We start from the raw sequence: 24,625 nt of genomic DNA on the forward strand, positions 1-24,625 counted from the left end.
ACTTACTACAGTTAGTAGTAAGTGATCAGAGCGGCACAGCGAACAGCGCGACCGAGGTCGCGAGCGCGGTCAGCGCCAGCAGGCAGGCAAGCGGCCAGGTGAAAGGCAGCCCGAACCGGTCCGGCTCCCGCAGCCTGCGGATACGCGCCTGCACGGGCGCATCGGCCACGGCCAGCGCACCGGCCGGTGTACCGCCGGTCCCATTGGCGCGGAATCGTTCGAGCGCGCTCGCCAGCGGCTCCCTGCCGTGCTGCCGGGCGGCCTTGTCATCGGCGCACATCTCGACCAGCAGCTCGATGGTGGCGCACACCCTGGTCAGCAGCGCACTGTTCGGCAGCAGCCTGCGCAAGGCCTGGAACGGCGCGACGACGAGATGGTGCCGCTCGCGCGCATGTGCCCGCTCGTGGGCGAGCACGGCGGCGAACTCGGCATCGGTGAGCAGCCGCCGGGCCCCGGCGCTCACCACGATGCGTGGGGTACGGCCCGGCAGGCAGTAGGCGACCGCGATCGGATGGTCGACCACCAGTGCACCGGTGTCCTGACGGGCGACCAGCTGCAGCAGCAGCCGGTGCCTGGCGCGGGCACGGGCCGTGCTGCGCATGCTGAGCAGCTGGTTGGCCAGCAGCCAGCCAGCCAGTGTCAACCCTGCGCCGACCGCGATGAGATGCCACAGGTCCAGTTCCTGCACCTGCCACGGCAGGTCGATCAGTGCGGGCAGCAGCCCGCGGCGGTAGGGCGCGAGGCCGATGCCGAGCAGCGCGCCGATCGCCGACACGATCACCGTCAGCACGCTGATCTGCCACAGGATCAGGGCTGCCCGCGGATGTGCGTACGTCCAGCGGCTTCGCAGAAGCCAGAGCGCCACGATCGCGGCCGCTGCGCCCGCCACGAGCTGGTGCCCGGCAAGGATCACGTCTTCTCGCCCCGTTCCAGCGCTTGACGCAACGCATCGGCCTCATCGCTGGTGACCGACTGCGCGAACCGGACCAGTGCCGAGCCACGGTCGCCGGTCAGCTCCAGCGCCTCCAGCATCAGTTCGGCGACGTACTCCTCGCGCGTCGCCGCCGGCGCGTACAACCACGCACGCCCCGACCGTTCCCGCCGCACCACGTTCTTGGCGGCCAGACGGGTCAACACTGTCATCACGGTCGTGTAGGCCAACCCTCGATCGGCCAGTGCCGCATGGACCTCACGGACGCTGACCGGTTCGGGTCGCGCCCAGAGCACATCCATCACCGCGCGCTCCAGTTCTCCGAGCCTCGCCACAGCCACCCCTTTTTGCAGTCCGCCTAACTGGGATTCAACCACGAACGGACTCGAGATCGCCGCCTGTTGTGACGGCGGGCAAGAGCTGGAGGTGACAGGCCAGCCGCGCCCTCGGGTCGCGCAGATCGACACCGCTCACCGCGATCGCCCTACGCACCCGATGCCGCACGGTGTTGGGGTGAACGTGCAACCCAGCAGCGACGGCACGGATGTCACCCATGGCGTCCAGGTAGGCCAGCAGCGTGCTCGCCAACTCGGAACCGTGCTCGGCGTCGTGGGCGAGCAGCGCATCGATCCCGGGGTCGCGCAGGTCCGGATTGGCCGCCAGCGACGCCGTCGCCTCGGCCAGCAGCACCTCGGCACGCAGGTCACCTATCGTCGCGACGACCCGGCCTGCGCCGAGCGCGTCGAGTACCCGGTCCGCCTCCGCCCTCGACCTCGCCACCTCCCGCAGGGACGCAGCCGCGCCGATGCCCGCACGCACCAGCAGGCCGGTGCGCCGGGTCAGTACCTCAACGACGTCGGTGACCAGCGGCGCGACGTCCGGCGCACCGGGCAGCACGGCGTACACCCGCGACCCGTCGGCGCCGATCAGCGCGCCACGGCGGTACGACGTCATGTGGACCGACACCATCGTGAGCATCTCGGTGCGGTGCAGCTCGCGCACCGGCCCGTCGGGTTCGGTGCCGGACGCCGCGAAGGCCACCACCGTTGCCGGCGCACCCGGATCGAGACCGAGCTGGCCGGCGACGAGGTCCGGGCTGGTGTCCCCGGTGAGCAGGCCGGTGACCAGCTCCTCGCGGGAACGGCTCGCTTCACTGCGCCTGCGCAGCAGGTGCACGGCCGCGAGCCGGGCACCGCCGAGGAGTGCCTGCTCTGCGCGTTCGGCGAGCGGCTCCCGGCCCTGCTGCACCCACACGGTGCCGAGGTGATGGGTACCCGCCCTGATCCCCACGGCGAGGCGGCGCCGGATGCCCAGCTCGGGACGTTCCTCGATGTGCACCACCTCCTCGCTGGAGCGCAACCGCTGGAACACGCCCCACTCGCGCAGCAGCGCGAGGTAGCTCTCCGGCCCCTGCCAGCCGAGGATCGACAGCCTGCGCAGCTCGTCCACCTCGTCGTCGGAGCGGGAGTAGGCGAGCACCCGGTTGCCGGCATCCTCAATGCTCACGCTGCCACCGGTCAGCAGGGCAAGCGTTTGCGCCAAGGCGAAGAGATCGCCCGGTTCGTCTACCGTCCCGTCGGCGAGCATGGCGCTGTCGAGCACCTCACGCACCAGCGTCGCCAGCTGGTCCCAGCGCACGTCAGGCGCCACGTCGAGCAACGCGATCCCGGCACGCGCGGCGGTCTCGGCGAGCTCGGCCGGCGCGTCCTTCACTGCGACGGCCGCCGCACCGTGACGGGCGGCGGCGCGCACGAACCGGGCCGCTTCGCGTCCGCGTACCCCGATGATCAACACCAGGTCGCCCGAGTAGTTGCCCGGCTCGTCGTCCGGATCGAGGATCGCGACACCGCCCACCACCGGCCCCGGCTCCGGTGTGCGTTGCTCGACGAGCGGCTGCCCGATCGCCACCAGCAACTGCCGTAACGCGACGCCTTTGTTCGATCGGCCAACGCTCATGTCTCGACGCTAGCCGATCGGACAAGCCCACAGCGGCCGCGCAACCTTACCTTCCTGCTATGGACGCCATCACCAGCCCGCCAGCGCCACGCAACGAGCCCATCCGGGACTACGCGCCAGGCTCGCCGGAACGCGCGAGCCTGGCGCGCACACTCGCCGAGCTGGCCGGTCAGCGTTTCGAGCTGACCGCCACGATCGGTGGCCAACAGCGAATGCCGGGCGGTAGCCCGATCGACGTCGTCCAGCCGCACAACCATGCCCACGTGCTCGGCACCACCGCCAACTCGACGCACGAGGACGCCAAGGCCGCGATCGGCGCCGCGCTGGACGCGGCCGAGTCGTGGCGCCGCCTGCCGTTCGACGAGCGTGCCGCGGTGCTGCTGCGCGCTGCCGACCTGCTGTCCGGACCGTGGCGCGACACCGTCAACGCCGCGACGATGCTGGGCCAGTCGAAGACCGTGGTGCAGGCCGAGATCGACTCCGCATGCGAGCTCGCCGACTTCTGGCGCTTCAACGTGCACTTCGCGCGGCAGCTGCTGAGCGGCCAGCCGGACAGCTCGGCGGGCGTGTGGAACCGGCTCGACTACCGCCCGCTGGAAGGGTTCGTCTACGCCATCACGCCGTTCAACTTCACCGCGATCGCGGGGAACCTGCCCACCGCGCCCGCGCTCATGGGCAACACCGTGCTGTGGAAGCCCGCGCAGACGCAGGGCCTCGCCGCTCACCTGACAATGCGCCTGCTCGAGGAGGCGGGCCTGCCGCCGGGCGTGATCAACCTCCTGCCGGGCGACGGCATCGCGGTGTCGGAGGTCGCGCTGACCGATCCGGCGCTCGCCGGCATCCACTTCACCGGCTCGACGCGCACGTTCCAGCACCTGTGGTCGACCGTCGGCGCCAACATCGGTGGTTACCGGACCTATCCCAGGCTGGTCGGCGAGACCGGCGGCAAGGATTTCGTCCTCGCGCACGCCAGCGCGGACGTCGACGTGCTGCGTACCGCACTGGTGCGCGGCGCGTTCGAGTACCAGGGCCAGAAGTGCTCCGCGGCGTCCCGCGCGTTCGTTCCGCGCTCAGTCTGGACGCGGCTCAAGGACGAGCTGATCGCCGAGGTGGAGGCGCTGCGAGTCGGCGACGTGAACGACTTCGGCAACTTCCTGGGGGCCGTGATCGACCGGCGGGCGTTCGACCGGCTCACCGGTGTGCTCGAGATGGTGCACGCGGCACCCTCGCTGACCGTTCTCGCAGGCGGTACGGCCGACGGCTCACGGGGCTACTTCGTCCGGCCCACCGTCGTCGAAGGCACCGACCCGGCGCACGAGGTGTTCCACACCGAGTACTTCGGCCCCGTCCTCGCGGTGCACGTCTACGACGACGGCGACTACGACCGCGTGCTCACGGAGATCGACCGCGGCGCGGCGTACGGGCTCACCGGCTCCGTCATCGCCCGCGACCGGGCCGCGATCGGCCTCGCGAGTGAACGGCTGCGCTTCGCCGCAGGCAACTTCTACGTCAACGACAAGCCGACCGGTGCCGTCGTCGGCCAGCAGCCCTTCGGCGGCGCCCGCGCCTCCGGCACCAACGACAAGGCCGGTTCGGTTTACAACCTGCTGCGCTGGGTCAGCCCCCGCACCCTCAAGGAGACGTTCGTGCCGCCGGTGCGCTCGTCGTACCCGCACCAGCTCTAGGAACCAGGAGGTGGCCATGCTCCGCTCGGCTCTCGTCGCCGCGTCCCGCTCGCCCCGTTGCCGGGCGCTGGTCGAGCGCCTGCCGCTGGCGCGGCCCGTCGTGGACCGGTTCGTCGCGGGTGAACACGAGGCGGACGCGCTGCACACGGCGCGGGCACTCGCGGCCGACCGGTTCGTGACCCTCGACCGGCTCGGGGAGGACACGACCGACCGCGCGCAGGCGGAGATCACCGTCGATGCGTACCGATCACTGCTGGCGGCTGTCGCGCGCGAGGGGCTGGCCGAGCGGGTGGAGGTGTCGGTGAAGCTGTCGGCACTGGGCGCGGCGCTGCCGCTGGACGGCGAGAAGATCGCGCTGGACAACGCGCGCCGGATCTGCGTTGCCGCTGCCGAGGCAGGCACCACCGTCACCGTCGACATGGAGGACCACACGACCGTCGACGCGACGCTGTCGGTGGTGCGGGACCTGCGGGTGGACTTTCCCGCCACGGGCGCCGTGCTGCAGGCCTACCTGCGGCGCACGGAAGGTGACTGTGCTGATCTCGCGGGGCCCGGCTCACGAATCCGGCTGTGCAAGGGCGCCTACGACGAGCCCGCGTCGGTCGCCTTCCGGCGCAGGGCCGAGGTGGACGCTTCCTACGTACGCTGCCTGAAGGTGCTCATGAGTGGCCAGGGCTATCCCATGGTCGCCACGCACGACCCGCGGCTGATTCCGATCGCGCGCGAGCTGGCGACCCGCGCGGGTAGGACATCCCGCGACTACGAGTTCCAGATGCTGTTCGGTGTCCGCGTCGATGCGCAGCGCCGGATGGCTGCCGCTGGGCAACGGATGCGGGTGTACGTGCCCTACGGCGGCGAGTGGTACCCGTACTTCATGCGACGCCTTGGCGAACGGCCGGCCAACCTGGCCTTCTTCGCCAGGGCACTCGTCGGCCGCTGAGACGCCCCCAAGGCCACCTTGGTTGCGTTGAACCTGGATTCGCTGTTGATCTTGGTGGGTGGGTCGTGTCGTAGTCGGGCAGATGCCCTCTGACTTGGGACGATGTTCTTGCGAGAGATACACGTCAACCTGAGTGAGAGGGCATCTGCTGGATGCGATCGTCTCATAGCGCCGGTGCGGTGTCGGCCATCTTTGATGATCCGAATCTCGTGTCGCACGCTGGGCTGGTGCCGCTGGTGCGGTTGGTGGAGAACATCGGGCTTCCAGCGCTGGCCGAGGAGTTGGTGCGCCTGGGTGGCAGCGCGGGCGCCCACCCTGCCGCGAAGATCACCACGGTCGTGGCCGGGATGGCCGCGGGCGCGGACTCGATCTCCGATCTGGCCGTGTTGCGTCAGGGTGGGATGGGTCGGCTGTTTGATGGGGTGCGCGCCCCGTCAACGATCGGGACGTTCCTGCGCTGGTTCACTCCGGGGCATGTCGCGCAGCTGGAAAAGCTGCTCGCCGAGGTGCTGCGGCGACTGACCGTGCAGGCCGATCTGCTGCCCGGGATCGAGGAGTTGGCGTTTCTGGATTTGGACTCCAAGATCACCGAAGTGCACAGCGGTAGGAAAGAGGGCGCCGCCTACGGCTACACCAAGGTGCTGGGCCTGAACTTTCTGGCCGCCACCTTGGCCACCGAGCAAGCCGCGCCGGTGGTCACCGGCACCCGGCTGCGCGGCGGCAACGCCGACACCCGCCGCAAGGTAACCTCCTTCGCCCGCGCACAGCTGCGTATCGCCCGCGCCTGCGGCGCCGGAAAGAAGCTCCTGGTCCGGATGGATTCCGGATTCTACGTGGGCGAGCTGATCACCGAGATCGCCCGCAGCGGGGCGTGGTTCTCAGTCACCGTGCCCCTGCGAAAGCCCATCCGGGCGGCGATCGCCGCCCTCGATGAGGCGGCGTGGAAGCCGATCATCTACGCCCGCCCGGTCCGCGACGAGGACACCGGTGAGGCGATCACCGGCGCCGAGATCGCCGAAACCTCCTACACCGCCTTCACCAACCCCACCTACAACCCCGGGCGCCAAACCACCGGCCGGCTGATCGTGCGCCGCACCCCGATCACCACGATTGACGAGCAGGGCGAGTTGTTCACCGTCTGGCGCTACCACGCCTTCTTCACCAACAGCCCGTTCAACCCGATCACCGCCGAAGCCCAGCACCGCGATCGCGCCGGCGCGATCGAGCACGTCTTCGCCGACCTGCACGCCGGCGCCCTGGCCCACTTCCCCTCCGGCGACTTCCACGCCAACGCCGCCTGGCTCACCCACGCCGCCCTGACCCACAACCTGCTACGCACCCTGGGCTGCATAGCCGGCGATGTCCACGCCACCGCCCGCACCCCCACCCTGCGCCGACGGTTCATCACCATCGCCGCCCGCCTCGCCCGCTCCGCCCGCCGCCTCACCCTGCACCTGCCCCAACACTGGCCCTGGCAACACGCCTGGCAACAACTGTTCACCACCACCCACCCCCCACCCACACCCACCTGACCACCACGCCACCCCAGGCCCAACCAGAAACACAACGGACAAGCTGGGCAGACCAGCGACCCCCGCACGCCCACACCAGCACCGCCCAACCACCAACCACAACCAACCACCACCAAGATCACCAAACAAGATCAACAGTGGATCCAGGTTGAATGCAACCAAGGTGGCCTTGGGGGCTGTTAACCGGCTATCGGGCGCCTACGGCGTCACGGGCTTCGGCGCCCCGTTCGGTGGACTCGCGTGCGCAGTGGGCACAGCAGTAGAACTGGCCATCCACGGAGACCCCGTGGCCGATCACGCGGCAACCACAGTGCTCGCAGATCGGGGCAAGTTTGTGGATGGCGCACTCGAACGAGTCGAACGTGTGCCTGCCGCCGCCGAACGTGTGGATCTCGAACGCCAGGTCGTACTCGTTGCCGCAGACTTCGCATGTAGCCATGCGAGTCACCTCCGTGTTCGCGCCTGCCCATACCTACCGGTCCAGGAATACCCGCATGGGTTCGGCCGAAACGTCCGGAGTGTCAGGCTTGGTTCACCAGCTCCTCGTGCCGGCTACGCAGACCACGGATCAGCAGGTCTAGACCGTATTCGAAGGTCGACATCGCCGAGTTGCGCTCCAGCGCGGCCGCGGCGAGGAACGGGAACCGGTCCGAATCGGACACGGCGCCGTGCAGCACGCTGTCGTCGGTACCCTCGCTTTCCCGCGACGCCTCGGACTGCCACTCCAGCGCCAGGCCGCCGACATAGGCGCCGAGCACGAAGAACACCTCCTGCGCCTCCCTGGCACTGAACCCGGCCGCGACGAGCTCACCGAGCGCGATGTCGACGCCCTCCAGCATGTCCATGGTCGGCCGGTTGCCCGCAATCACCTGCGGGGCGTCCCGGACCGCGATCATCATCCGGAACATCGCCGTGGTGCGGGCCGCCAGCCACTCCCACCACGGCTGCCCCTTGGCGGGACGGGGTGACACGCCGCCGCTTCCCGAGCGCAGCAGGTGCTCGGCGACGCGGTCGAGCAGCTCCCGCTTGTTCGCGATGTACCAGTACAGCGTCGGCGCCGACACCCCGAGCTCCGTGGCGATCCGGCGTAGCGACACCGCCGCCAGCCCGCGCTCCACCATCAGCTCGACGGCCTTGGCGACAATGGCCTCTTTCGACAACGCCGCCTTACCAGACATTTCGGTCGACACCTTGACAGCCTAACAGTGTTAGAGAGATCCTGCCTCTAACACTGTTAGAGAGGGGGATCGAGATGCCTGAGCGACTTCCCGCGGTGCGGGTACGCGGGCTCGAGAAGACCTACGGCGAGGTACGCGCGGTCAACGGCATCGACCTCGATGTGGACGAGGGCGAGATGTTCGGCTTCCTTGGACCGAACGGTGCGGGCAAGACCACCGCCATCAAGATCCTGTGCACGATCGCCGACGCGACCGCAGGCACGGCGACCGTCGCCGGGACAGACGTGCGCACTCAGCGGGCCGAGGTTCGGCGCCGGATCGGTGTGGTGTTCCAGGAACCCACGCTCGACAGCTACCTCACCGCCGAGCAGAACCTGCGCTTCCACGGCGAGCTCTACGGAATGCCGCGACGGCAGTTGCGCGAGCGCATCACCGAAGTACTGGAGATGGTCGGACTCACGCAGCGGCGGGACGACCCGGTCCTGAAGTTCTCCGGCGGTATGAAGCGCAGGCTGGAGATCGGCCGCGGCCTGCTCCATGCGCCGAAGGTGCTGTTCCTCGACGAGCCGACGATCGGACTCGACCCGCAGACCAGGGCCTCCATCTGGGACTACATCGCAACACTGCGGCAGGAACAGGACATCACGATCTTCGTCACGACCCACTACATGGACGAGGCCGAGCACTGCGACCGGATCTCGATCATGAATCGGGGCGACATCGTCGTGACCGGCACGCCCGATGCGCTCAAGAGCAGCGTCGGCGCCGACCGGGTGCGCATCCGCACCGAGGACGACCACGCCGCCATTCGGGCGCTGCGTGAACGGTTCGAACTCGACGCTGCCGTGCACGACGGGATGGTGACGTTCTCGGTCGGCGACGGCGCCCAGTTCGTACCGCGGCTGTTCGCCGAATTGGGGATCGCGATCGACACGGTCACGGTGACCCGCCCCAGCCTTGACGACGTGTTCATGGTCTACACCGGCCGGACCATGGCCGACACCGAGAAAGCTGAAGGAGCCAGTGTGATGATGCGAGCGATGGCGGCGAGACGATGACGACACTGGAGACGGTCCGCAAAGGACAGACGACGATCGCGCCTGGTGGTCTGGCACATGAACTGCGGGCGACCACGATGGTCTGGCGGCGCGAGCTGATCCGGTTCCGGCACGACCGCACGCGCATGCTGGCGATGTTGCTACAGCCGGTGCTGTTCCTGTTCGTGCTGGGCACGGGGCTCTCCAGCGTGATCAGCACGGGCACGGAGATCGACTTCCGTACCTTTCTGTTCCCTGGCGTGCTGGCCATGTCGGTGCTGTTCAGCGCTGCGTTCGCGGGCATCTCGCTGGTGTGGGACCGAGAGTTCGGCTTCCTGCGCGAGATGCTGGTGGCGCCGGTGAGCAAGTCGGCGATCATCCTGGGCAAGTGCCTCGGCGGTGCGACCACGGCGACGCTGCAGACGCTGGTGCTGCTGGCGCTGGCGGGGCTGGTCGGGGTGCCCTACAACCTGATGCTGTTCCTGTCGCTGCTGGGGTTGCTCTTCGTCGGGGCGCTCATGTTGACCGCGCTCGGGGTGCTGCTGTCGGCTCGGGTCAAGCAGATCCAGGCGGCGATGCCGTTGAGCCAGCTGATCATCACGCCGATGATGTTCCTCTCCGGGGCACTGTTCCCCATGGCGAACCTACCCGGCTGGCTGGCGGTGCTCACCAAGATCAACCCGCTGACCTACGTGGTCCAGCCGATGCGCTCGGTGGTCTTCGACTACCTCACCCTGCCCGCCACCGCCCGCGCGGCCTTCAACCCGGCGATCACCTGGGGAGCGTGGACGGTGCCCCTCGGCGTGCAGGTACTGGTGGCGGTGGCATGTACCGCCGGCTTGGTCGCTGCCGGGATCGCGGTCTTCAACCGCACCGACTGACGCCGCGCGAGTCCCCCGCTCCAGCGCGCGAGTCCCCCCTTCCGGCACGCGAGTCCCCCCGCCCGGTCCGCGAGTCCCCCGCTCCCGTCGGCGAGCGCCCCGCTCCGGTTCCGCCGCGCAGGGCCTCACGACCGGGCAACTCACGAACCTACGCGGGCAACTCGCGGGCCTGAGCGGGCAACTCGCGGGCTCGGGCGGGCAACTCGCGGGCTCGGGCGGGCAACTCGCGGGCTCGGGCGGGGGACTCGCGGGTCTGGGCGGGGGACTCGCGCACTGGGGAGCCTGCTCGGCACTGGCCACCGATGACCTTCTGGCTATGCTCGCGGGGTGACGACGACGATGCGGTACCTGTTGCAACTACACGGAAACCTGCCCATCGAGACGTACCCCGAGGTAGCCGCGCGCGCGGAAGAGCTCGGTTTCGAGGACGTCACGGTGCACGACGTGCTCCTCCGCAGGCCGGTCTGGCCTGTGCTCTGCGACATCGCCCGTGCCACCTCCCGGATAAAGGTCGGGCCGAATGTCACCCACCCGTACCTGAGCCACCCGGTACAGATCGCGGCCAACATCGCCCACCTCGACGAGCTCTCCGGCGGCCGCGCCATGCTCGGCATCGGCCGCGGCTCGATGTACGAGCTCGTCGGCCAGACCAACCCCGCCACCCTGCGTGGCGTCCGCGAGGCCATCGACGTCATCCGCCATCTCATCACCGGTGACGGCTCGGAGTACCGCGGCAAGGTGTTCCAGCTGGGCAAGTCCGCGGCACTGCACTTCGGCACCGGGCGCCGGATCCCCGTCTATCTCGGCGCGCTCGGCCCGAAGGGCGCGCAGCTCGCCGGTGAGCACTGCGAGGGTCTGCGCCTTGCGGCGCAATGGGATCCCGCGTACGCGAGTATGCTGCGCGAGCACCTGATCGCCGGCGCGGCAGCGGCAGGACGCACTCCCGACGATGTCGACTTCGTCGTCGAGAACTGGACCTATGTACACCCCGACCGGGAACTCGCGCGCAGCGGCGCGCGGCGCATCCTGGCGACTTTCCTGCCACACTTGGGCCCGCTGCTGTCATTCCACAATGTACCGCAGGTCGAGGTCGAAGCCGCGCGTGCGGCGACCAGGGATGGCCAGACCGAGCGGCTGGCCGAGATCAGCGACAGGACACTGGATCTCTTCATGGCGGCCGGTGACCTTGACGACCTCGTCGCGGGAATCAAACGACTGGAGGCCGCCGGTTTCGGTGCGGTGTCGTTCTCCGGCGAGCTCGGCCCCGATCCCGAGATGGCACTGGAACTGATCGGCCAGGCCATCCGGGCAACAGGATAGTCCTCAATAGACCGAGCGGTGGTCGAACACGCGCTTGGTCTTACCCGTGTTGCGGGGCAGCGATCCAATCGGAACCAGATCGACCTCGACCCGCAGGCCGATCTTGGCACGCAGGCGTTGCGCCAGCTCGCCTGCCAGCCCGGGATGGTCGCTGCCCTCGACACGGACCGTCAACGTGTCCCGACCGCTGCCGTCACGGTCCACATGCGCCTCAAACTCCGTGCCAGCGCCCGGGATCTCAGCCAGTACGGTGTCGACCTGCGCCGGGAAGAAGATCACACCCCGGACCTTCACCTGGTCGTCGGAGCGGCCCTGGATGCGCCCGATGCGGGGGTACGGGCTGCCGCACGGGCACGGTTCGGAGTACAGGTAGGACAGATCCCGGGTGCGGTACCGGATGAGCGGCGCGGCCTCCTTGGTCAGTGTGGTCACAACGACTTCGCCAGGCGTTCCCGGCGGCACGGGCCCGAGCGTTTCCGGATCGACGATCTCGACGTAGTAATGGTCTGTCCACACGTGAATGCCGTCGTGCAGCGAACATTCGATACCCGTGCCAGGGCCCCACAACTCGGTCATGCCGTAGAGGTCGAAGGTCTCGATTCCCAGCGCGGACTCGATGCGCCTGCGGGTCGCCTCGCCCCAGCGCTCCGAGCCGACGACGCCGACGCGCAGCGCGAGATCGTCGCGTAGGCCCGCGCGCTCAACCAGCTCCGCGATCAGCAGCGCGAACGACGAGGTAGCCCCGAACACGGTCGTGCCCACCTCGCGCATCATGTCCAGCTGCAGCTCGGTGTTCCCTGGCCCGGTCGGCACGCTCATCGCGCCGATCCGCTCGGCGCCTGCCTGGAATCCCACACCCGCGGTCCACAGGCCGTAGCCCACCATCAGCTGTACCCGGTCGACGGCCGTCACCCCCGCATAGGTGTAGCAGCGCGCGAACATGTCCGCCCAGTCCTCGATGTCCTTGGCGGAGTACGAACAGATCGTGCGCCGGCCCGTCGTTCCCGACGACGCGTGGATGCGCACGATCCGGTCAGCAGGCACCGCGGCGTAGTCCAGGAACGGGGTGTCGCGCAGCTCCTGTTTCGTGGTGAAGGGGAGCCTTTCGAACTCCTCGGCACTACGGATCGCCACCTCGCCGAGCTTCGCGCGCAGGAACGCCGAGCCCGCGCGGGCACGCTCGACCGCCTGAGCCAGTTCCGCAACCGGGACAGTCACGGCACCACCAGGAGCCGTTCGGGGCCACGGAAATCCAGGGTCGGCTGCCACTCGATTTCCGTGGTGGCAAGCCGCAGAGCCGGAAACCGCTCGAGCAGGATCGGCACGACGACCTCCATCTCGGCCCGCGCCAGTGCCGCACCGAGGCAGAAGTGCATGCCATGTGAGAAGGCCAGGTGGGGGTTCGGCGAGCGGGTGATGTCGAACCGGTCCGGATCGGTGAACACGTCCGGGTCCCGGTTGGCGGCACCGAGCAGCAGGATCACGGACTGGCCGGCGCGCAGCCGCAGCCCACGGAACTCGCGGTCCCGGTCGGCGATGCGTGCCGCGATCTGCACCGGCCCCTCGAAGCGCAACATCTCCTCGGTCGCCGCGCCGAGCAACGAGAGGTCACCACGCAACAGCTCCAGCTGATCGGGGTGCCGCAGCAGACTCAGCACGCCGTTGCTCAGCATGTTCGTCGCCGTCTCGTGCCCGGCCGTCATCAGGAACAGGGCATTGGCATACAGCTCGTCCTCGGTGAGCCGCTCGCCCTCGTCCGCCGCCGCGATCATCGCGCTGAGCAGGTCCGGACCAGGCGCGCGACGGCGTTCGGCGACGAGCCTGGACAGCAGCCCGCGCAGCTGCACCGCGCTGCGGCTCGCGCGCTGCGCCAGCTCGGGTGTGATCCGGCCCGATCCCACCACGAGCACCAGATCCAGCGCCCAGCCCTGAAACTCCTGATGATCGGCTTCGGGAACGCCGAGCAACGCGGAGACCACCAGCGCGGGCAGCGGGTACATGAGCCCCCGGTGCAGGTCGACGACATCGCCGTCCGCGGTGAGCGAATCCAGCAGCTGGTGCGTGAGCTTCTCGATCGCCGGCTTGGCCTGCTCCACCACGCGCGGCGTGAACGCCTTCGTCATGAGCCGCCGCAGCCGCCGGTGATCCGGCTGGTCGGAGAACACGATGATGTCGCGCATCGTCTGCTCCAGCGGGGCGGCGGCCCGCCGCGCGTCCTCGGGCAACGGGCGCAGGATCGCCGAAACCCGATCGGAGCTCAGTTCCCGGTCGTAGAGCGCCTCACGAACGTCCGCGTGGCGAAACAGGAACCGGCCGGTGGGCAGACCGGCGTCGGCGGCACCACGGATCTCCCGGTAGATCGCGTACGGATCGGCCAACCCCACTGGACTCGACAACCGGCGGACCAACGCGGTGACAGACCATTCGTCGCTCACCAGACCACCCTGGAGCGCCACGGCAGCGCCGTCAACCGACTCAGGCATGGCTGGTGAAGGTGACCGAGCGCCCGACACCGCTGTCAACCGGCTCGCCACACCATCGGCGACAACACAACGGCTGCCTCGGCGACTCGGCGGCCCGTCTTGGTCGTGAGGCTGGCGACGGCGCTGCTGATCCACTCGTCGACATCGCTCACACCGAGGTGCCGGTACTCCACGGCCTGCAGCAACATCTCCAGCTTGTCGGCGTCCCTGGCGCAGCGCGCCTCGGCGGTGAAGGCCTCCTCGTACTCGGCGACGGCGCCACGCACGCTCAGCCGACCGGCCTCGGGCAGCTGCGCCGTCTGGTCCTCGGTGATCCGCTGCGGATCGGGCTTGGTGAGGTAGGCCCTGGCCGTGTGCGGAAGATCGCCGGTCCGTGTCTCCTGCGTGTCGTGCCACAGCGCGAGGTAGGCAGCACGCTCAGGGCTGGCCCCCTCCTCGGCGGCCAGCAGGGCGGCGAGCTGGCTGACCCGCATGGTGTGCTCGGCGACCGACTCCGGGTCCCGCACCCCCGCGTGCCACCACCCCGCGCGGCGGATCCGCTTGAGGACACCGAGTTCGTAGCCGAAGCCGGCGATACCGGCGGCAGTATCGGTCACCGTGAGCCTCCCTCACGTACTCGAGCGACAGGGAGTTCAGGTTACGACCGCCTGCCGGGTCGAGGCAGGGCGTCACGCTGAACCGCGCGGCGGGCAACTCGCGCGCAGGAGCGGGGGACTCGCCGGCCTGAGCGGGGGACTCGCGGGGTGGTGGCAACGGGTCACGGTATGTAGCACTGGCCGTCGCGGTACAGGTAACCCGGCTCTACCGGTAGCCCCGGCGGCGGATCGACCTGGTAGCTCTGCGGCCCGTCGAGCGTCAACCGGTTCTCACACGCGATGACGCCCTCATCTATGGCCGGACCGGTCCACAGATCGACATGGGTACCGTCGCACGTCGCGCAGATGTCCTCCAGCATGAAGTAGCGCTGCACGTGCGGTACGTAGATGCGCGTGCCCGGCTCGAAGATCCCTTCCTGAGCGGCGAAGGTGAGCGGATCGGCGAAGGTACCGGTGCCGCCTGCCTGGTCGTGCAACGTGGGGGCTCCGCTCGACCTCGGGTACGCGATGGTCGCCGTACCTGCCGGATCGTTGTCCCGTGCGGCGTAGTAGGTGATCTTTCCGGCGTGGCCTGCCAGTCCGGGGCCGCTCGAGACGCCCACGACACCGCCGGGGCCTCCCTCGACCACGAGCGCACCGGCAAGTATCAGTGTCGCCGCGGTGGCGAGCGAGGTAGTCGTTTTCGGCACTCGAAGGGCTGCCTTTCGCGATCTTTCCTTGGGTTGCAACGGTATTCGCCTCGGACAGGGTCCGTGTACCGCCCCGTTGCGAGGCAGAGCCGAAAGTCCCCGTTTCTGGTCACCGGCCGTGCCACGGTCAGCACAGCGGGCACGCAACTGCCCTTTGTAGACAGATCCACTATGGACAGCAGCGACACGCCCGGCGGGGAGGTACGCTCAGCTCGAGAGGAGCGACACATGGGCATCGTGTCACCGGGCTTTCACGGTCGGCGACGGCCTGACGTGAAGCTGCCACCCGGTCAGTACCTCACCGAGGACTTTCCTGTGCTGTCTGCGGGGCCGACTCCGCGTGTTCGGCTGGACCACTGGGAGTTCACCATCACCACCGAAGCCGGCAAGGAGCATCGCTGGTCCTGGCAGGAGATGCTGGCGTTGCCTGCCGAGTCGGTGACAGTGGACATCCACTGCGTGACGCGCTGGTCCAAGCTGGGCACCTCCTGGCGGGGCGTCCCGCTCGACACCCTGCTGGCGGACATCGACACGGCGGCGGACTTCGCGCTCGTGCACTCCTACGGCGGCTACACGACGAACCTCCCACTGGCGGACCTGCTGGACGGGCAGGCCTGGCTGGCATACGGCTACGACGGTGCGGACCTGACCGCGGAACACGGCGGCCCGGCCAGGCTGCTGGTGCCTCACCTGTACTTCTGGAAGTCGGCGAAATGGGTGCGGGGCATGCGACTCCTGCTCCACGACGAACCCGGCTTCTGGGAAACCCTCGGCTACCACGACTACGGCGACCCATGGCGCGAGCAGCGATACCAGGGCGACTGAACTGGCGGGTCGCGACACTGGTCGAGGCGATGGACGAGACGCCGACCGCACGGACCCTGGTCTTCGATGCACCAGGCTGGCCCGGTCATCTCGCGGGCCAGCACGTGGATCTCCGGTTGACCGCTGAGGACGGCTACCAGGCTCAGCGCAGCTACTCGCTGGCCGCGCCCGCCGACGGGACACGGGTGCCGCTGACCGTGCAAAGGGTGCCGGACGGTGAGGTCTCCCCCTATCTCACCGAGGGGTTGTCCATCGACTACCCGGTGGAGCTGCGGGGGCCGGTGGGCGGCTGGTTCGTCTGGCGGCCCAGCGATCCGGCGCCGGTGCTGCTGGTCGGTGGCGGCTCGGGCATCGTCCCGCTGATGGCCATGCTCCGGGCGCGGCGCGCGACGGCCGGCCGCGTGCCGTTCCGGCTGATCTACTCCTTGCGCAGCCCACTGGATCGCTACTACGCCGGTGAGCTCACCCAGCCGGACGCCGGCGTCGACATCACCCACGTCTACACGCGCACCACTCCCGAGGGCTGGCCCCGTCCGCCCGGCCGCATCGGTGTCGCGGACGTGAACACCGGCGGCTGGCCTGCCGAGTTCGCGCCGAACTGCTTCGTCTGCGGGCCGACCGGTTTCGTGGAGACGGTGGCCGGGATCCTGGTCGCGCTCGGCCATGAAGCGCACCGCATCAGAACCGAGCGATTCGGGCCCACCGGAGGTTGACATGCAGGATCACACCGAGCCCGTCGTCGACGGCAACGCGCTGGCAGGCCCGCTGACGGAGGTCTTCACGAGCGAGGTCACCACCGCACTCACCCACTGCGCCTCCTGCGGGAGGACCGGGGCAGTGGCGACGCTGCGGGTCCACCACAGGGCGCCGGGTCTGGTCGCGCGCTGCCCCGGCTGCGACGCGGTGATCCTGCGGCTCAACCGTGGTCCGCATGAGGTCTGGCTGGACCTGCGCGGCACAGTCTCCCTGCGCATCGACCTGCCCGACAGCGAGTAGACACAGCAGGTCGGCGCGCCCACCTACGAGGTGGTGACCTGCGCGAAGAGTGTGGCGTTGTCGGTGACGATCCATTCTTCGACGATGAGCCCGTTCTCGACTCGGTAGATCTCGTTGCTCATGACTTCGATGGACCTGCCAGTCGGGGCGATGCCTTGGAACTCGCCGAGGTGTGTGCCGCGGATCGTGTTGCGAACAGCGACGCGGCCATCTGCGGCGAAGATGTCTTCGATGTCCAGGCGTACATCGGGGAACGCGGCACGAAGCTGTTCGACTCCTGCGAGCCAGATGTCTCGCCCGACGAGCTGCTGTGCAACGCCGGCGAGGTTGATGAGGAAATCGGGGTGGATACAGCCGAGACACGCGTCGAGATCCCCGGCATTGAGTGCTCCAAGAGCTGTCCGGAGGAGGCGAACGTCAGGGTGTTCGGCCATGTCAGTCCCTCGTCGTCTAGCGGCCAGCGATCCTTTGCATTGCATATGCAATGTAAAGATTCACGCGCTCCGTTGTCAATACGAGTGCAATGTGAAACGGTGCGGTCATGCCCAAACGCGTCGACCATCACGAACGCCGGCAGCAGGTCGCCGACTCACTGCTTCGCGTGGCAGCGCGACAGGGCCTCGAAGCTGTGAGCCTTCGGCACGTTGCCGAGGAAGCGGGCGTCACCGCGGGCATGGTGCAGCACTACTTCCCCAGCAAGGAAGCCATGATGCACTTTGCGATGGCCACCGCGAGCGAGCGTTATGAGCGGCGCATGCGCGCGCGTATCGCAGAGCTCGGAAGCGAACCCGCGCCCAACGAGGTGATCAGGGCTGCCCTGATCAGTTTCGTCCCGTGCGATGAGTCCGAACGGGACGAGGCGCGTGTTGCCCTGGCGTTCCAGTCCTACGCCTCCACCAGGCCAACCGTCGCAGCCGAACTCGCAGCGCAAAACGCGCAGCTGAGTGAGTTCCTCGCAGCCCAGATCCTTCTCGCGCGCCGCGACGACACAGTCGACCCGGCCACCACAGCAACGGCACTGCTTGCGACAGCCGAAGGGCTCGCAGTGCGCGTCCTCAGCGCCAAGCTCCCGCACGAGGCCGCGCTCGACGCCCTCACGTACCAGATCACGCTGACCCTCGACACCCCACCTGACCCCGATGCGTAACTAGCCACTCCCTGCCACCCGAATGCCACCGTGGTGCCACACCTGTCCGGCAGACTGCCTGGCGCGATCGTGGCGAGGGGCCTGGTCCGCGCCTGTCCGCAGGCGCGCAACTGGGGGTCGTTGCCGCGGCTGCCGCGCCGGAACCAGGCGCGGCGGTCGCGGTCATCCACTGTGGAGCTGAGGGGTGTCGGTCGTTCGACCGACACCACCCCCGCCGTGTGATCGATGGCGTCGAGTGCTGCCGGAAGCGCACGACGTCTGGGGAGAAGCGATGAACGGGGTCCGCATCGGCCTGCTCGGGGAGCTGGAAGTGCGGATCGCCGGGCAGCCGGTGGTCGTTCCGCCGGGCAAGCAGCAGCTCGTGCTCACCGCGCTGGCCGTGCGCAGGGGCGAGTTCGTGACCACCGACGAGCTGATCGACCAGGTGTGGGCCGAGGCACCGCCGGCTGCCGCGCGCACAACGCTGCGCGGGCACGTCAAGCGGCTGCGGGCACAGCTGTCCAGCGCGGGGCGGCACGTCATCGAGTCACGACGCGGTGGCTACCGACTGGTGGTCGCCGAGGAGGAGACCGATCTGCACCGGTTCCGCCTGCTGTGGCGGCAGGCGCGAGCCTGCGCGGACACCGGGGTGGAGCTGGCAACGCTGCGGGCCGCACTCGACCTGTGGCGTGGGCCCGCACTCAGCGGCCTGGACCCGCTGCCATGGGTCGCGCAGCTGGCCGCCGGAGTCGAGGAGGAGCGGCTACAGGCTGTCGAGCGCCACGTCGAACTCCTGATCGGCACGGGAAGAGCCACCGCCGTGCTTGACGACCTGCGCAGGGAGCTGGTGGCGCACCCGTTCCGGGAAACCCTGTGGGGCCAGCTCATCCTCGGCCTGCATCGCGCAGGCCGCACAGCTGACGCACTGCTCACCTACGACAAGGTCAGGCGCCTGCTGGCCGACCGGCTCGGCGTCGAGCCTTCGACCCGGCTGCGCGCACTGCACCAGCAGGTCCTCACCGAGGAGCCCGTCCGCGACGACTCCGTGGCCAGCGGCATCACGGCTGTGCCCGGATTCGTCGGCAGGCAACGCGAACTCGCCGCACTGGACGAGCTGTTCGACGACTGCCAGGCGCCCCGGGTCGTGGTCGTCGACGGGCCGGCCGGTGTCGGCAAGACCGCATTGGCACTGCACTGGGCGAGCAGCGCCGCGCACCGGTTCCCCGGTGGCCGGATCTGCGTGAACCTGCGCGGCTTCCACCCGAGGGCGCCCCTTTCCACCGGCGAGGCGCTGGCCGAGCTGCTGCGTGGCCTCGGCATCGCCGAGGGCGACATCCCGGCTGGAGTTCCCGCACGTGTCACCGCGTTCCGCGACGCCATCCGACACCGGCGGATGCTCGTCGTGCTCGACAATGCCCGCGACGCGGCCCAGGTACGGCCACTGCTGCCTGGGCCGGCGGGCACGGTGCTGATCACCAGCCAGGACCAGCTGCGTGGTCTGGTGGTGCACAATGCCGCGTGCCGGATCAACCTCGCACCGCTCACCCCGCGGGAGGGCATGGCGCTGGTCGCTGCCGAATCCGATCCGGAACTCGCCTACGAACTGGTCGAACTGTGCGCGGGGCTGCCGCTGGCGTTGCGGATCGCGGCCGAGCAGCTCTCGCGCATCCCCGGATTGACACTTGCTCGTCTGGTACACGAGCTACGCGACGAACAGAACAGACTCGGGTTGCTCGAAACCGGCGACGAGTCGGCCAGTGTGCGAACCGTGCTGCGCAGGGCACACGAGCTGCTCGGGCCCGACGAGGCCGACCTGCTGCGCACGCTGGCTCGCGGGGCAAAGGCGGAGTTCGAGCTCACCGACGCCGCCCGGCTGGCCGGTGTGGACCTCAGCCGGGCACGCTCGTTGCTGAGCACGCTCGTGTCGGTGAACCTGCTCCAGCAGCGCAGCCTCCGTGGCTACTACCTGCACGAGCTGCAGCGCGCGGTGGCCGCAGGCTGAGTCACAGGTCGTCGACGCGGACCAGCCCGTCCTGGATCGCGCGCGCCACCAGCGCGGCCTTGCTCCGCGCCGGCCTGCCCACGTTGGCGTACTTGAGCCGCACGCGCTCGAGGTAGGTGGTAACCGTGCGCGTGGAGATGTTGAGCCGCTCCGCGACGAGTTCCCGCGACTCACATTGGAACCACTCGACCAGCACCTCCTCCTCCCGCGTCGAGAGCTTCGGCCGGTCGGCGCGTGTGTTGGCACAGAACGCACCGGCCAGCGCGGGAGGCGTGTAGGGCCGATCCTGCCCCGCCGCGAGCGTGGCCTCGACGAGATGGTCCGCGCCTTCGTTCTTGGTGAGAAAGGTGAAGGCTCCGATGTCGAGGCACGTCAGCGCGGCCTGCTCGTCGTCGCGCATCGTGTAGACGATCACGCGGCGGCCCGCGTCGACCAGCCTGCGCAGGTCACCGTAGGCGGGGGTGCCCTGGCCGGACAGCTGCAGATCGAACACGACGACGTCCGCCGTGTCGCCGGGTGGCGTCCACGCGGCCTTCGCGGTGCTGCCGCTTGCGACCACCGTTATCGGGCGCGACGCGTTCGCGTACCACTGCTCGATGCCGACCAGAATGGCCGGATGGTCGTCGATCACGGTCACTGTGATCTCGTCCGCGGCCATACCGCCTCCACCCACAGCTTCGTATCCTTCGTCGTCGTGCTGATGCCGACGTGCGTGACGTCGGCAAGGCCCTGTGCCGCATCGGCCGGCGCGTCGGCGACCACGCTGACGCGCACCGTGTTACTGGTCCGCACCACTGTGGCACGCGCTGTCGATGCCGCCGAGGCGAGTACGACCGAGGCCGCCTCGACGAGTTCGCGGCGTGCCGGTCGCGGTATCTCCCGCGCCGGACCGCGCACGGCGAGCTGCACCGAGACGCCGTGGCGCTCGGCGATGTCGATACCAGCGCGCAGCTCGTGCACGAGCCGGTCGGCTACCTCGTCGCTCTCCGCGAACAGCCGGCGCATTCTGGCGGCTTCGATCGCGCAGCGACGCCTGGTGTCCGCGTCCGAGGGTTCCAGGGACCCGTCGGCCAGCCCCGCCAGCAGTGGCACGGTCGTGTCCAGCAGCGTTGCGTAGCGCGCCTGGTAGTCCTCGTGGACGGATTCGGCAATGACCTCCCGTGTGCGCAGCTGCTCCTCCCGTGCCGCGGCCTCGCCCGCCGCCACCGCCGTCCTGCGCAACAGCTGCGCGATCAGCGCGATCGCGAACTGGAAGCCGCAGACCGAGACGGCGGCGATCGCCATGGAGGCGAAGACTGCCGAGTCGGGAACACCCTTGACCACCACCTCCGCGGCAGTCAACACCAGGTGCGTAGCAAGGAAAGCGCCCGTCGAACGCAGTGGCAGGTCGAACAGCAGCACGATGCCGTACCACCCGACCAGGCCGAACGACCAGTCCTCCGGCGCGAGCAACAGGTCCCCGGGAACACCGGTCGAGGCGAGTACCCCGGCCGAAAGGCAAATGCCCGCCAGCATGCGGCCGCGGCTGTCGGAAGCCGACCCGCGCGCGGTGGTGATCGCCGCGACCACGGCCACCACCGCCAGCACCGCGAACGCGACGGCCTCCGTCCACCACAACCCGTTGCTGCCCCGGTTCGCCAGTAACCGCGGGAGACACAAGCCACATTGGACAGTGACGGCCACAACCAGTATCGCGATCCTGCTCGCGCGCAACACCCGCTGCGGGGTCTCAGAGCGCGTCTGAGAACCATCGCGTACCGGCTGCGCGGCGCCCAGATGGCGCCTCGCTGCGTTGTCGTCAGTCACCATGACTCCGTCATGCCTCCCTCCTCCGCCTTGCGATGCATCCATCTGGATCACCGCTCGCACGGAGGACGATTCTCAGACGCGCTCTCAGGCATGCCACGTCCAGCGCACGGTCGTTCCCCTGCCCGGAGCGGAGTCGATCTCCGTAGCACCGCCCACCGCCGTCATCCGGCCGATGATGGAGCCCGTGAGCCCGCGCCGATGCTCGGCGACCAGGTCGGTGTCGAAACCCGCGCCCTGGTCGGACAATTCGACCACCAGGCGGCCGTCCTCATCGCAGGACGCTCGCAGAGTCGCGGCCGAGACACCCGCGTGCCGGACCACGTTCAGCACGGCCTCCCGCACCCCGTGGGCGACGGCGAGCGCGGGCGCAGCAGGCAGCGAAAGCGTGCCGGGCAGCTCGACGTCGACCGCGACGGCGGGGTCGTCCGCCGCCTGCCTGAGCAGGGGGACCAGGTCGACCTGGCGCGCCGCGCCGGTAAGCGGCGCGGTGAGCGTCTCGATGTCCCTGCGGGCACGGTCGGCGACCCAGCTCCGGTCACCCGCGCCCAGCGACACCATGAGCAGTGTGGCGCTCGCGGTGTCGTGCAGGGTCGCGAGGTACTCCCGTTCCGCAGCGCGCCGTGCCGCGGCCACCCCGGCGGCCCTGCGCTGCTCTGCCGCCCACGCGTTGCGGCGGTCGGCGGCGCGTGCCTGCCGCCGGACGAGCAGGTAGGCGACCCACGACAAAGCCGTCTCCACCAGCAGGCGCACGCCGGACACGACGGCTTCTCCTGGCGGCCGGATGACCGCGCTGCCTGCCACGTAGGCGAGTACCGTCACCAGGGACACCAGCAGCGCCGCTCCCCGATGCCGGGCAAGCTCGAACTGCGCGCTGATCGCCGTGATCGACGCGACGGCGAAGACCCAGCTGTTGAACTCGGCGGGGCCGGTCCACGCCTGCGTCAGCTGGATGAGCAGTACCGAAACCAGTGCGGCGGCGACAATCCGGGCCAGCGGCGGAGCACTGCGGAGCCAGTACAGGCTCAGGCCACACCAGGCCAGCGCGACAGCACCCGCCAGCAATGCCACCGGCAGGTACCGCGCGGGGACCGCGAGCAGCCCGAGGCCAGCGCACGACATGATCACCAGCACACGCACCGACACCGCGTATCGCTGGATGGCCCTGTTCAGGTGGCTCTCCGTAGGACCTGCCTCCGCGGCCACCTCAGCGTCCCCCCGTCATTCTCGAAACCGCGCCAACGTTAGCTGGTCTGTGTCAGCTGAGGCGGCGGATCAGCGGAACCTGCGTAACGGCGCTCAGCCTCGCCGAAGCCCAGCGGTGATCGTGCGCAGGGCCGTCGCCGCCTCCCGCCGGTGGCGCCGTGGGCGGCATCGAACGGTACCCACGGATCGCACAGCAACTGCTGCTGCCGTGGGTAGGTTGGTGCCTTCCGCACCGCACGAAGGGAACCGTCATGTCCTTGGAGATCGGAGTTTTCTTGCCGACGTCCACGCCCGACCCCGCCCAGCCGATCCTGGGTGACGTGCGGGCGTGTGCGCGGTTCGCCGAGGAGGTCGGGCTCGACTCGATCTGGTCGACCGACCACCTGGTTGCGAGCGCCCCGATACTGGACAGCACTGTGGTGGTGGCCGCCGCGGCAGCAGTGACCGAGCGCATCACGGTTGGCTTCAACGTGCTACTGCTGGCCCTTCGGCCGGTCGCCTGGGCGGCCAAGCAGGTGAGCACGCTGCAACACCTGTCCGGCAATCGGCTGGTCCTGGGGATCGGCACCGGCAACCCGGCGCACGGCGACATCGGGTGGCGCGCAGCGGGCGTGTCGTTCACGGACCGAGGTGCACGGACCGATGCGGCGCTGCGGGCGCTGCCGGACCTGGTGACCGGCAAGCGGACCGTGCTCGACGACGGTACGGAGGTGGCGCTCGCACCAGGCTCGGCCATGCCTCCCGTGGTGGTGGCCGGCAACGGGCGGGCAGCGCTGCGCCGGGCAGCCAGGTACGGCGACGGCTGGGCCTCCATCGCGCTACCACCCGAGAAGATCGCCTCGGGCATAGCGGAGATTGGCCGGCTCGCCGCCGAACACGGCCGACCAGCGGTCAAAGCAACGGTCGTGGCACCGGAAGTGGACACCGATCCACAGCGTGTCGCCGCGCAACTGTCGGCGTACGAGGCAGCCGGAGCCGAGCGCGTACTCCTCGCACCGACCGGCGCGAACTGGCGCCATGACTACGAATTCGCAGCAAAGGTGCGCGCCGCGTACAACTGACTCTCCCAACGGACTGGGACTTCTTCGCGCATTCTCAGGCGCTGTCCACTGACAGCACGAATTGTCACGCCTATAATAAAATGATCAGAGCCCGAAGGATCATTTGTTTGACCTTTGCGAGTCGACAAATTTCTGTCAAATAGTCGATTGACCGAAAGGTAATGTCATGACAACGACCACGGAGGCGCGCGAAAAGGTTCAGCCAGAGGCAGAAGAAGAACACGCCGAGCGCATGATCGAGCATCCGCTGTTACTGGCGGCATTGCTGGGCAGGCGAGAGGAACGAGGCGAAAGCCTCATCGAACACCCACTACTCCTCGCAGCACTCATGCGCCGCAGGCACGAAGAACGCGGCGGCAGCATGATCGAGCACCC

At 69.0% G+C, this 24,625-nt stretch carries 26 protein-coding genes; 13 read left to right on the plus strand and 13 right to left on the minus strand.

The features are described from left to right. Positions 1-25: 25 nt before the first annotated feature. Genes ABZ863_RS28410 through ABZ863_RS28420 form a run of 3 tightly spaced genes read right to left on the minus strand, consistent with a single transcriptional unit; the run spans position 26 to position 2,887 of the window. On the minus strand, positions 26-913 hold the full coding sequence (locus ABZ863_RS28410; protein WP_358541726.1) for a M56 family metallopeptidase: 888 nt from the start codon (positions 911-913) through the stop codon (positions 26-28). Then, entirely contained in the window at positions 910-1,272 is a 363-nt protein-coding gene (locus ABZ863_RS28415; protein WP_358541728.1) for a BlaI/MecI/CopY family transcriptional regulator, read from the minus strand. Before ABZ863_RS28415 ends, ABZ863_RS28410 begins: the two co-directional genes overlap by 4 nt. A 28-nt stretch (positions 1,273-1,300) precedes the next feature. Continuing rightward, a complete protein-coding gene (locus tag ABZ863_RS28420; protein ID WP_358541731.1) occupies positions 1,301-2,887 on the minus strand; it encodes a helix-turn-helix domain-containing protein in 1,587 nt (528 codons plus the stop codon). 59 nt (positions 2,888-2,946) lie between these two features. On the opposite strand from ABZ863_RS28420, the gene pruA reads away from it, so the two are divergent. From pruA to ABZ863_RS28435, 3 genes are all read left to right on the plus strand, one after another. Continuing rightward, positions 2,947-4,572, plus strand: coding sequence for an L-glutamate gamma-semialdehyde dehydrogenase (pruA, locus tag ABZ863_RS28425; RefSeq protein WP_358541733.1), 1,626 nt, complete (start codon positions 2,947-2,949; stop codon positions 4,570-4,572). A gap of 16 nt (positions 4,573-4,588) precedes the next feature. Continuing rightward, the gene (locus ABZ863_RS28430) at positions 4,589-5,512 is read left to right on the plus strand and encodes a proline dehydrogenase family protein (protein WP_358541736.1); all 924 of its coding nucleotides are present in this window, start codon (positions 4,589-4,591) and stop codon (positions 5,510-5,512) included. 179 nt (positions 5,513-5,691) lie between these two features. Continuing rightward, positions 5,692-7,044 carry an IS1380 family transposase gene (locus ABZ863_RS28435; RefSeq protein WP_358541738.1) on the plus strand — a complete coding sequence of 451 codons (1,353 nt, stop codon included), beginning with the start codon at positions 5,692-5,694 and terminating at the stop codon, positions 7,042-7,044. A gap of 187 nt (positions 7,045-7,231) precedes the next feature. Here the strand turns inward: ABZ863_RS28435 and ABZ863_RS28440 are convergent, their stop codons facing one another. Both ABZ863_RS28440 and ABZ863_RS28445 read right to left on the minus strand, forming a co-directional pair. Further along, complete coding sequence (locus tag ABZ863_RS28440; RefSeq protein WP_358541741.1) at positions 7,232-7,483, minus strand: Prokaryotic metallothionein; 252 nt, start codon at positions 7,481-7,483, stop codon at positions 7,232-7,234. 82 nt (positions 7,484-7,565) lie between these two features. After that, the gene (locus tag ABZ863_RS28445; protein WP_358541743.1) at positions 7,566-8,222 is read right to left on the minus strand and encodes a TetR/AcrR family transcriptional regulator C-terminal domain-containing protein; all 657 of its coding nucleotides are present in this window, start codon (positions 8,220-8,222) and stop codon (positions 7,566-7,568) included. A gap of 74 nt (positions 8,223-8,296) precedes the next feature. Between ABZ863_RS28445 and ABZ863_RS28450 the strand changes: the two genes are divergently transcribed. From ABZ863_RS28450 to ABZ863_RS28460, 3 genes are all read left to right on the plus strand, one after another. Beyond that, positions 8,297-9,280, plus strand: a complete 984-nt coding sequence (locus ABZ863_RS28450; RefSeq protein WP_358541746.1) for an ATP-binding cassette domain-containing protein — start codon at positions 8,297-8,299, stop codon at positions 9,278-9,280. After that, positions 9,277-10,140 (plus strand): ABC transporter permease, encoded by an 864-nt coding sequence (locus tag ABZ863_RS28455; protein ID WP_358541749.1) that lies wholly within the window; start codon positions 9,277-9,279, stop codon positions 10,138-10,140. Before ABZ863_RS28450 ends, ABZ863_RS28455 begins: the two co-directional genes overlap by 4 nt. A gap of 327 nt (positions 10,141-10,467) precedes the next feature. Beyond that, a complete protein-coding gene (locus tag ABZ863_RS28460) occupies positions 10,468-11,460 on the plus strand; it encodes an LLM class flavin-dependent oxidoreductase (RefSeq protein ID WP_358541752.1) in 993 nt (330 codons plus the stop codon). A 3-nt stretch (positions 11,461-11,463) separates the two neighbouring features. Here ABZ863_RS28460 and ABZ863_RS28465 read toward each other — a convergent pair whose 3' ends face one another. From ABZ863_RS28465 to ABZ863_RS28480, 4 genes are all read right to left on the minus strand, one after another. Continuing rightward, positions 11,464-12,678 carry a phenylacetate--CoA ligase gene (locus ABZ863_RS28465; protein WP_358541755.1) on the minus strand — a complete coding sequence of 405 codons (1,215 nt, stop codon included), beginning with the start codon at positions 12,676-12,678 and terminating at the stop codon, positions 11,464-11,466. Then, positions 12,675-13,943 (minus strand): cytochrome P450, encoded by a 1,269-nt coding sequence (locus ABZ863_RS28470; RefSeq protein WP_358541757.1) that lies wholly within the window; start codon positions 13,941-13,943, stop codon positions 12,675-12,677. Before ABZ863_RS28470 ends, ABZ863_RS28465 begins: the two co-directional genes overlap by 4 nt. 35 nt (positions 13,944-13,978) lie before the next feature. Next, entirely contained in the window at positions 13,979-14,539 is a 561-nt protein-coding gene (locus ABZ863_RS28475; protein ID WP_358541760.1) for an HD domain-containing protein, read from the minus strand. Positions 14,540-14,700: 161 nt separating this feature from the next. Next, complete coding sequence (locus ABZ863_RS28480; RefSeq protein ID WP_358541763.1) at positions 14,701-15,228, minus strand: hypothetical protein; 528 nt, start codon at positions 15,226-15,228, stop codon at positions 14,701-14,703. A gap of 228 nt (positions 15,229-15,456) precedes the next feature. Here ABZ863_RS28480 and ABZ863_RS28485 point away from each other — a divergent pair, with 228 nt between their 5' ends. The 3 genes from ABZ863_RS28485 to ABZ863_RS28495 are packed head-to-tail and all read left to right on the plus strand — an operon-like array spanning position 15,457 to position 17,049. Then, a complete protein-coding gene (locus ABZ863_RS28485; RefSeq protein ID WP_358541766.1) occupies positions 15,457-16,053 on the plus strand; it encodes a sulfite oxidase-like oxidoreductase in 597 nt (198 codons plus the stop codon). Further along, positions 16,023-16,766: a ferredoxin reductase gene (locus tag ABZ863_RS28490; protein ID WP_358541768.1), complete on the plus strand. Its 744-nt coding sequence runs from the start codon at positions 16,023-16,025 to the stop codon at positions 16,764-16,766. Before ABZ863_RS28485 ends, ABZ863_RS28490 begins: the two co-directional genes overlap by 31 nt. Before the next feature lies 1 nt (position 16,767). After that, on the plus strand, positions 16,768-17,049 hold the full coding sequence (locus ABZ863_RS28495) for a DUF6510 family protein (protein ID WP_358541771.1): 282 nt from the start codon (positions 16,768-16,770) through the stop codon (positions 17,047-17,049). 23 nt (positions 17,050-17,072) lie between these two features. On the opposite strand, the gene ABZ863_RS28500 is transcribed toward ABZ863_RS28495, so the two are convergent. Next, positions 17,073-17,483, minus strand: a complete 411-nt coding sequence (locus ABZ863_RS28500; RefSeq protein WP_358541773.1) for an ester cyclase — start codon at positions 17,481-17,483, stop codon at positions 17,073-17,075. A 107-nt stretch (positions 17,484-17,590) separates the two neighbouring features. Between ABZ863_RS28500 and ABZ863_RS28505 the strand changes: the two genes are divergently transcribed. Together ABZ863_RS28505 and ABZ863_RS28510 are read left to right on the plus strand one after the other, a co-directional pair. After that, positions 17,591-18,196 carry a TetR/AcrR family transcriptional regulator gene (locus tag ABZ863_RS28505; protein ID WP_358541776.1) on the plus strand — a complete coding sequence of 202 codons (606 nt, stop codon included), beginning with the start codon at positions 17,591-17,593 and terminating at the stop codon, positions 18,194-18,196. A gap of 271 nt (positions 18,197-18,467) precedes the next feature. Then, on the plus strand, positions 18,468-20,177 hold the full coding sequence (locus ABZ863_RS28510) for a BTAD domain-containing putative transcriptional regulator (RefSeq protein ID WP_358541779.1): 1,710 nt from the start codon (positions 18,468-18,470) through the stop codon (positions 20,175-20,177). A 1-nt stretch (position 20,178) separates the two neighbouring features. Here ABZ863_RS28510 and ABZ863_RS28515 read toward each other — a convergent pair whose 3' ends face one another. From ABZ863_RS28515 to ABZ863_RS28525, 3 genes are all read right to left on the minus strand, one after another. Then, on the minus strand, positions 20,179-20,835 hold the full coding sequence (locus ABZ863_RS28515) for a response regulator transcription factor (protein WP_358541782.1): 657 nt from the start codon (positions 20,833-20,835) through the stop codon (positions 20,179-20,181). Beyond that, entirely contained in the window at positions 20,811-21,983 is a 1,173-nt protein-coding gene (locus ABZ863_RS28520) for a hypothetical protein (RefSeq protein WP_358541785.1), read from the minus strand. Before ABZ863_RS28520 ends, ABZ863_RS28515 begins: the two co-directional genes overlap by 25 nt. 87 nt (positions 21,984-22,070) lie before the next feature. Beyond that, positions 22,071-23,189, minus strand: a complete 1,119-nt coding sequence (locus ABZ863_RS28525) for an ATP-binding protein (protein ID WP_358541788.1) — start codon at positions 23,187-23,189, stop codon at positions 22,071-22,073. Positions 23,190-23,440: 251 nt separating this feature from the next. Between ABZ863_RS28525 and ABZ863_RS28530 the strand changes: the two genes are divergently transcribed. Further along, complete coding sequence (locus ABZ863_RS28530; RefSeq protein WP_358541790.1) at positions 23,441-24,250, plus strand: LLM class flavin-dependent oxidoreductase; 810 nt, start codon at positions 23,441-23,443, stop codon at positions 24,248-24,250. 166 nt (positions 24,251-24,416) lie between these two features. Further along, on the plus strand, positions 24,417-24,625 hold a 209-nt coding region (locus ABZ863_RS28535), incomplete at its 3' end, for a hypothetical protein (RefSeq protein ID WP_358541792.1).

The sequence above is a fragment of the Saccharomonospora sp. NPDC046836 genome, assembly GCF_040645195.1.
In the GTDB taxonomy this organism is placed as follows: domain Bacteria; phylum Actinomycetota; class Actinomycetes; order Mycobacteriales; family Pseudonocardiaceae; genus Prauserella_A.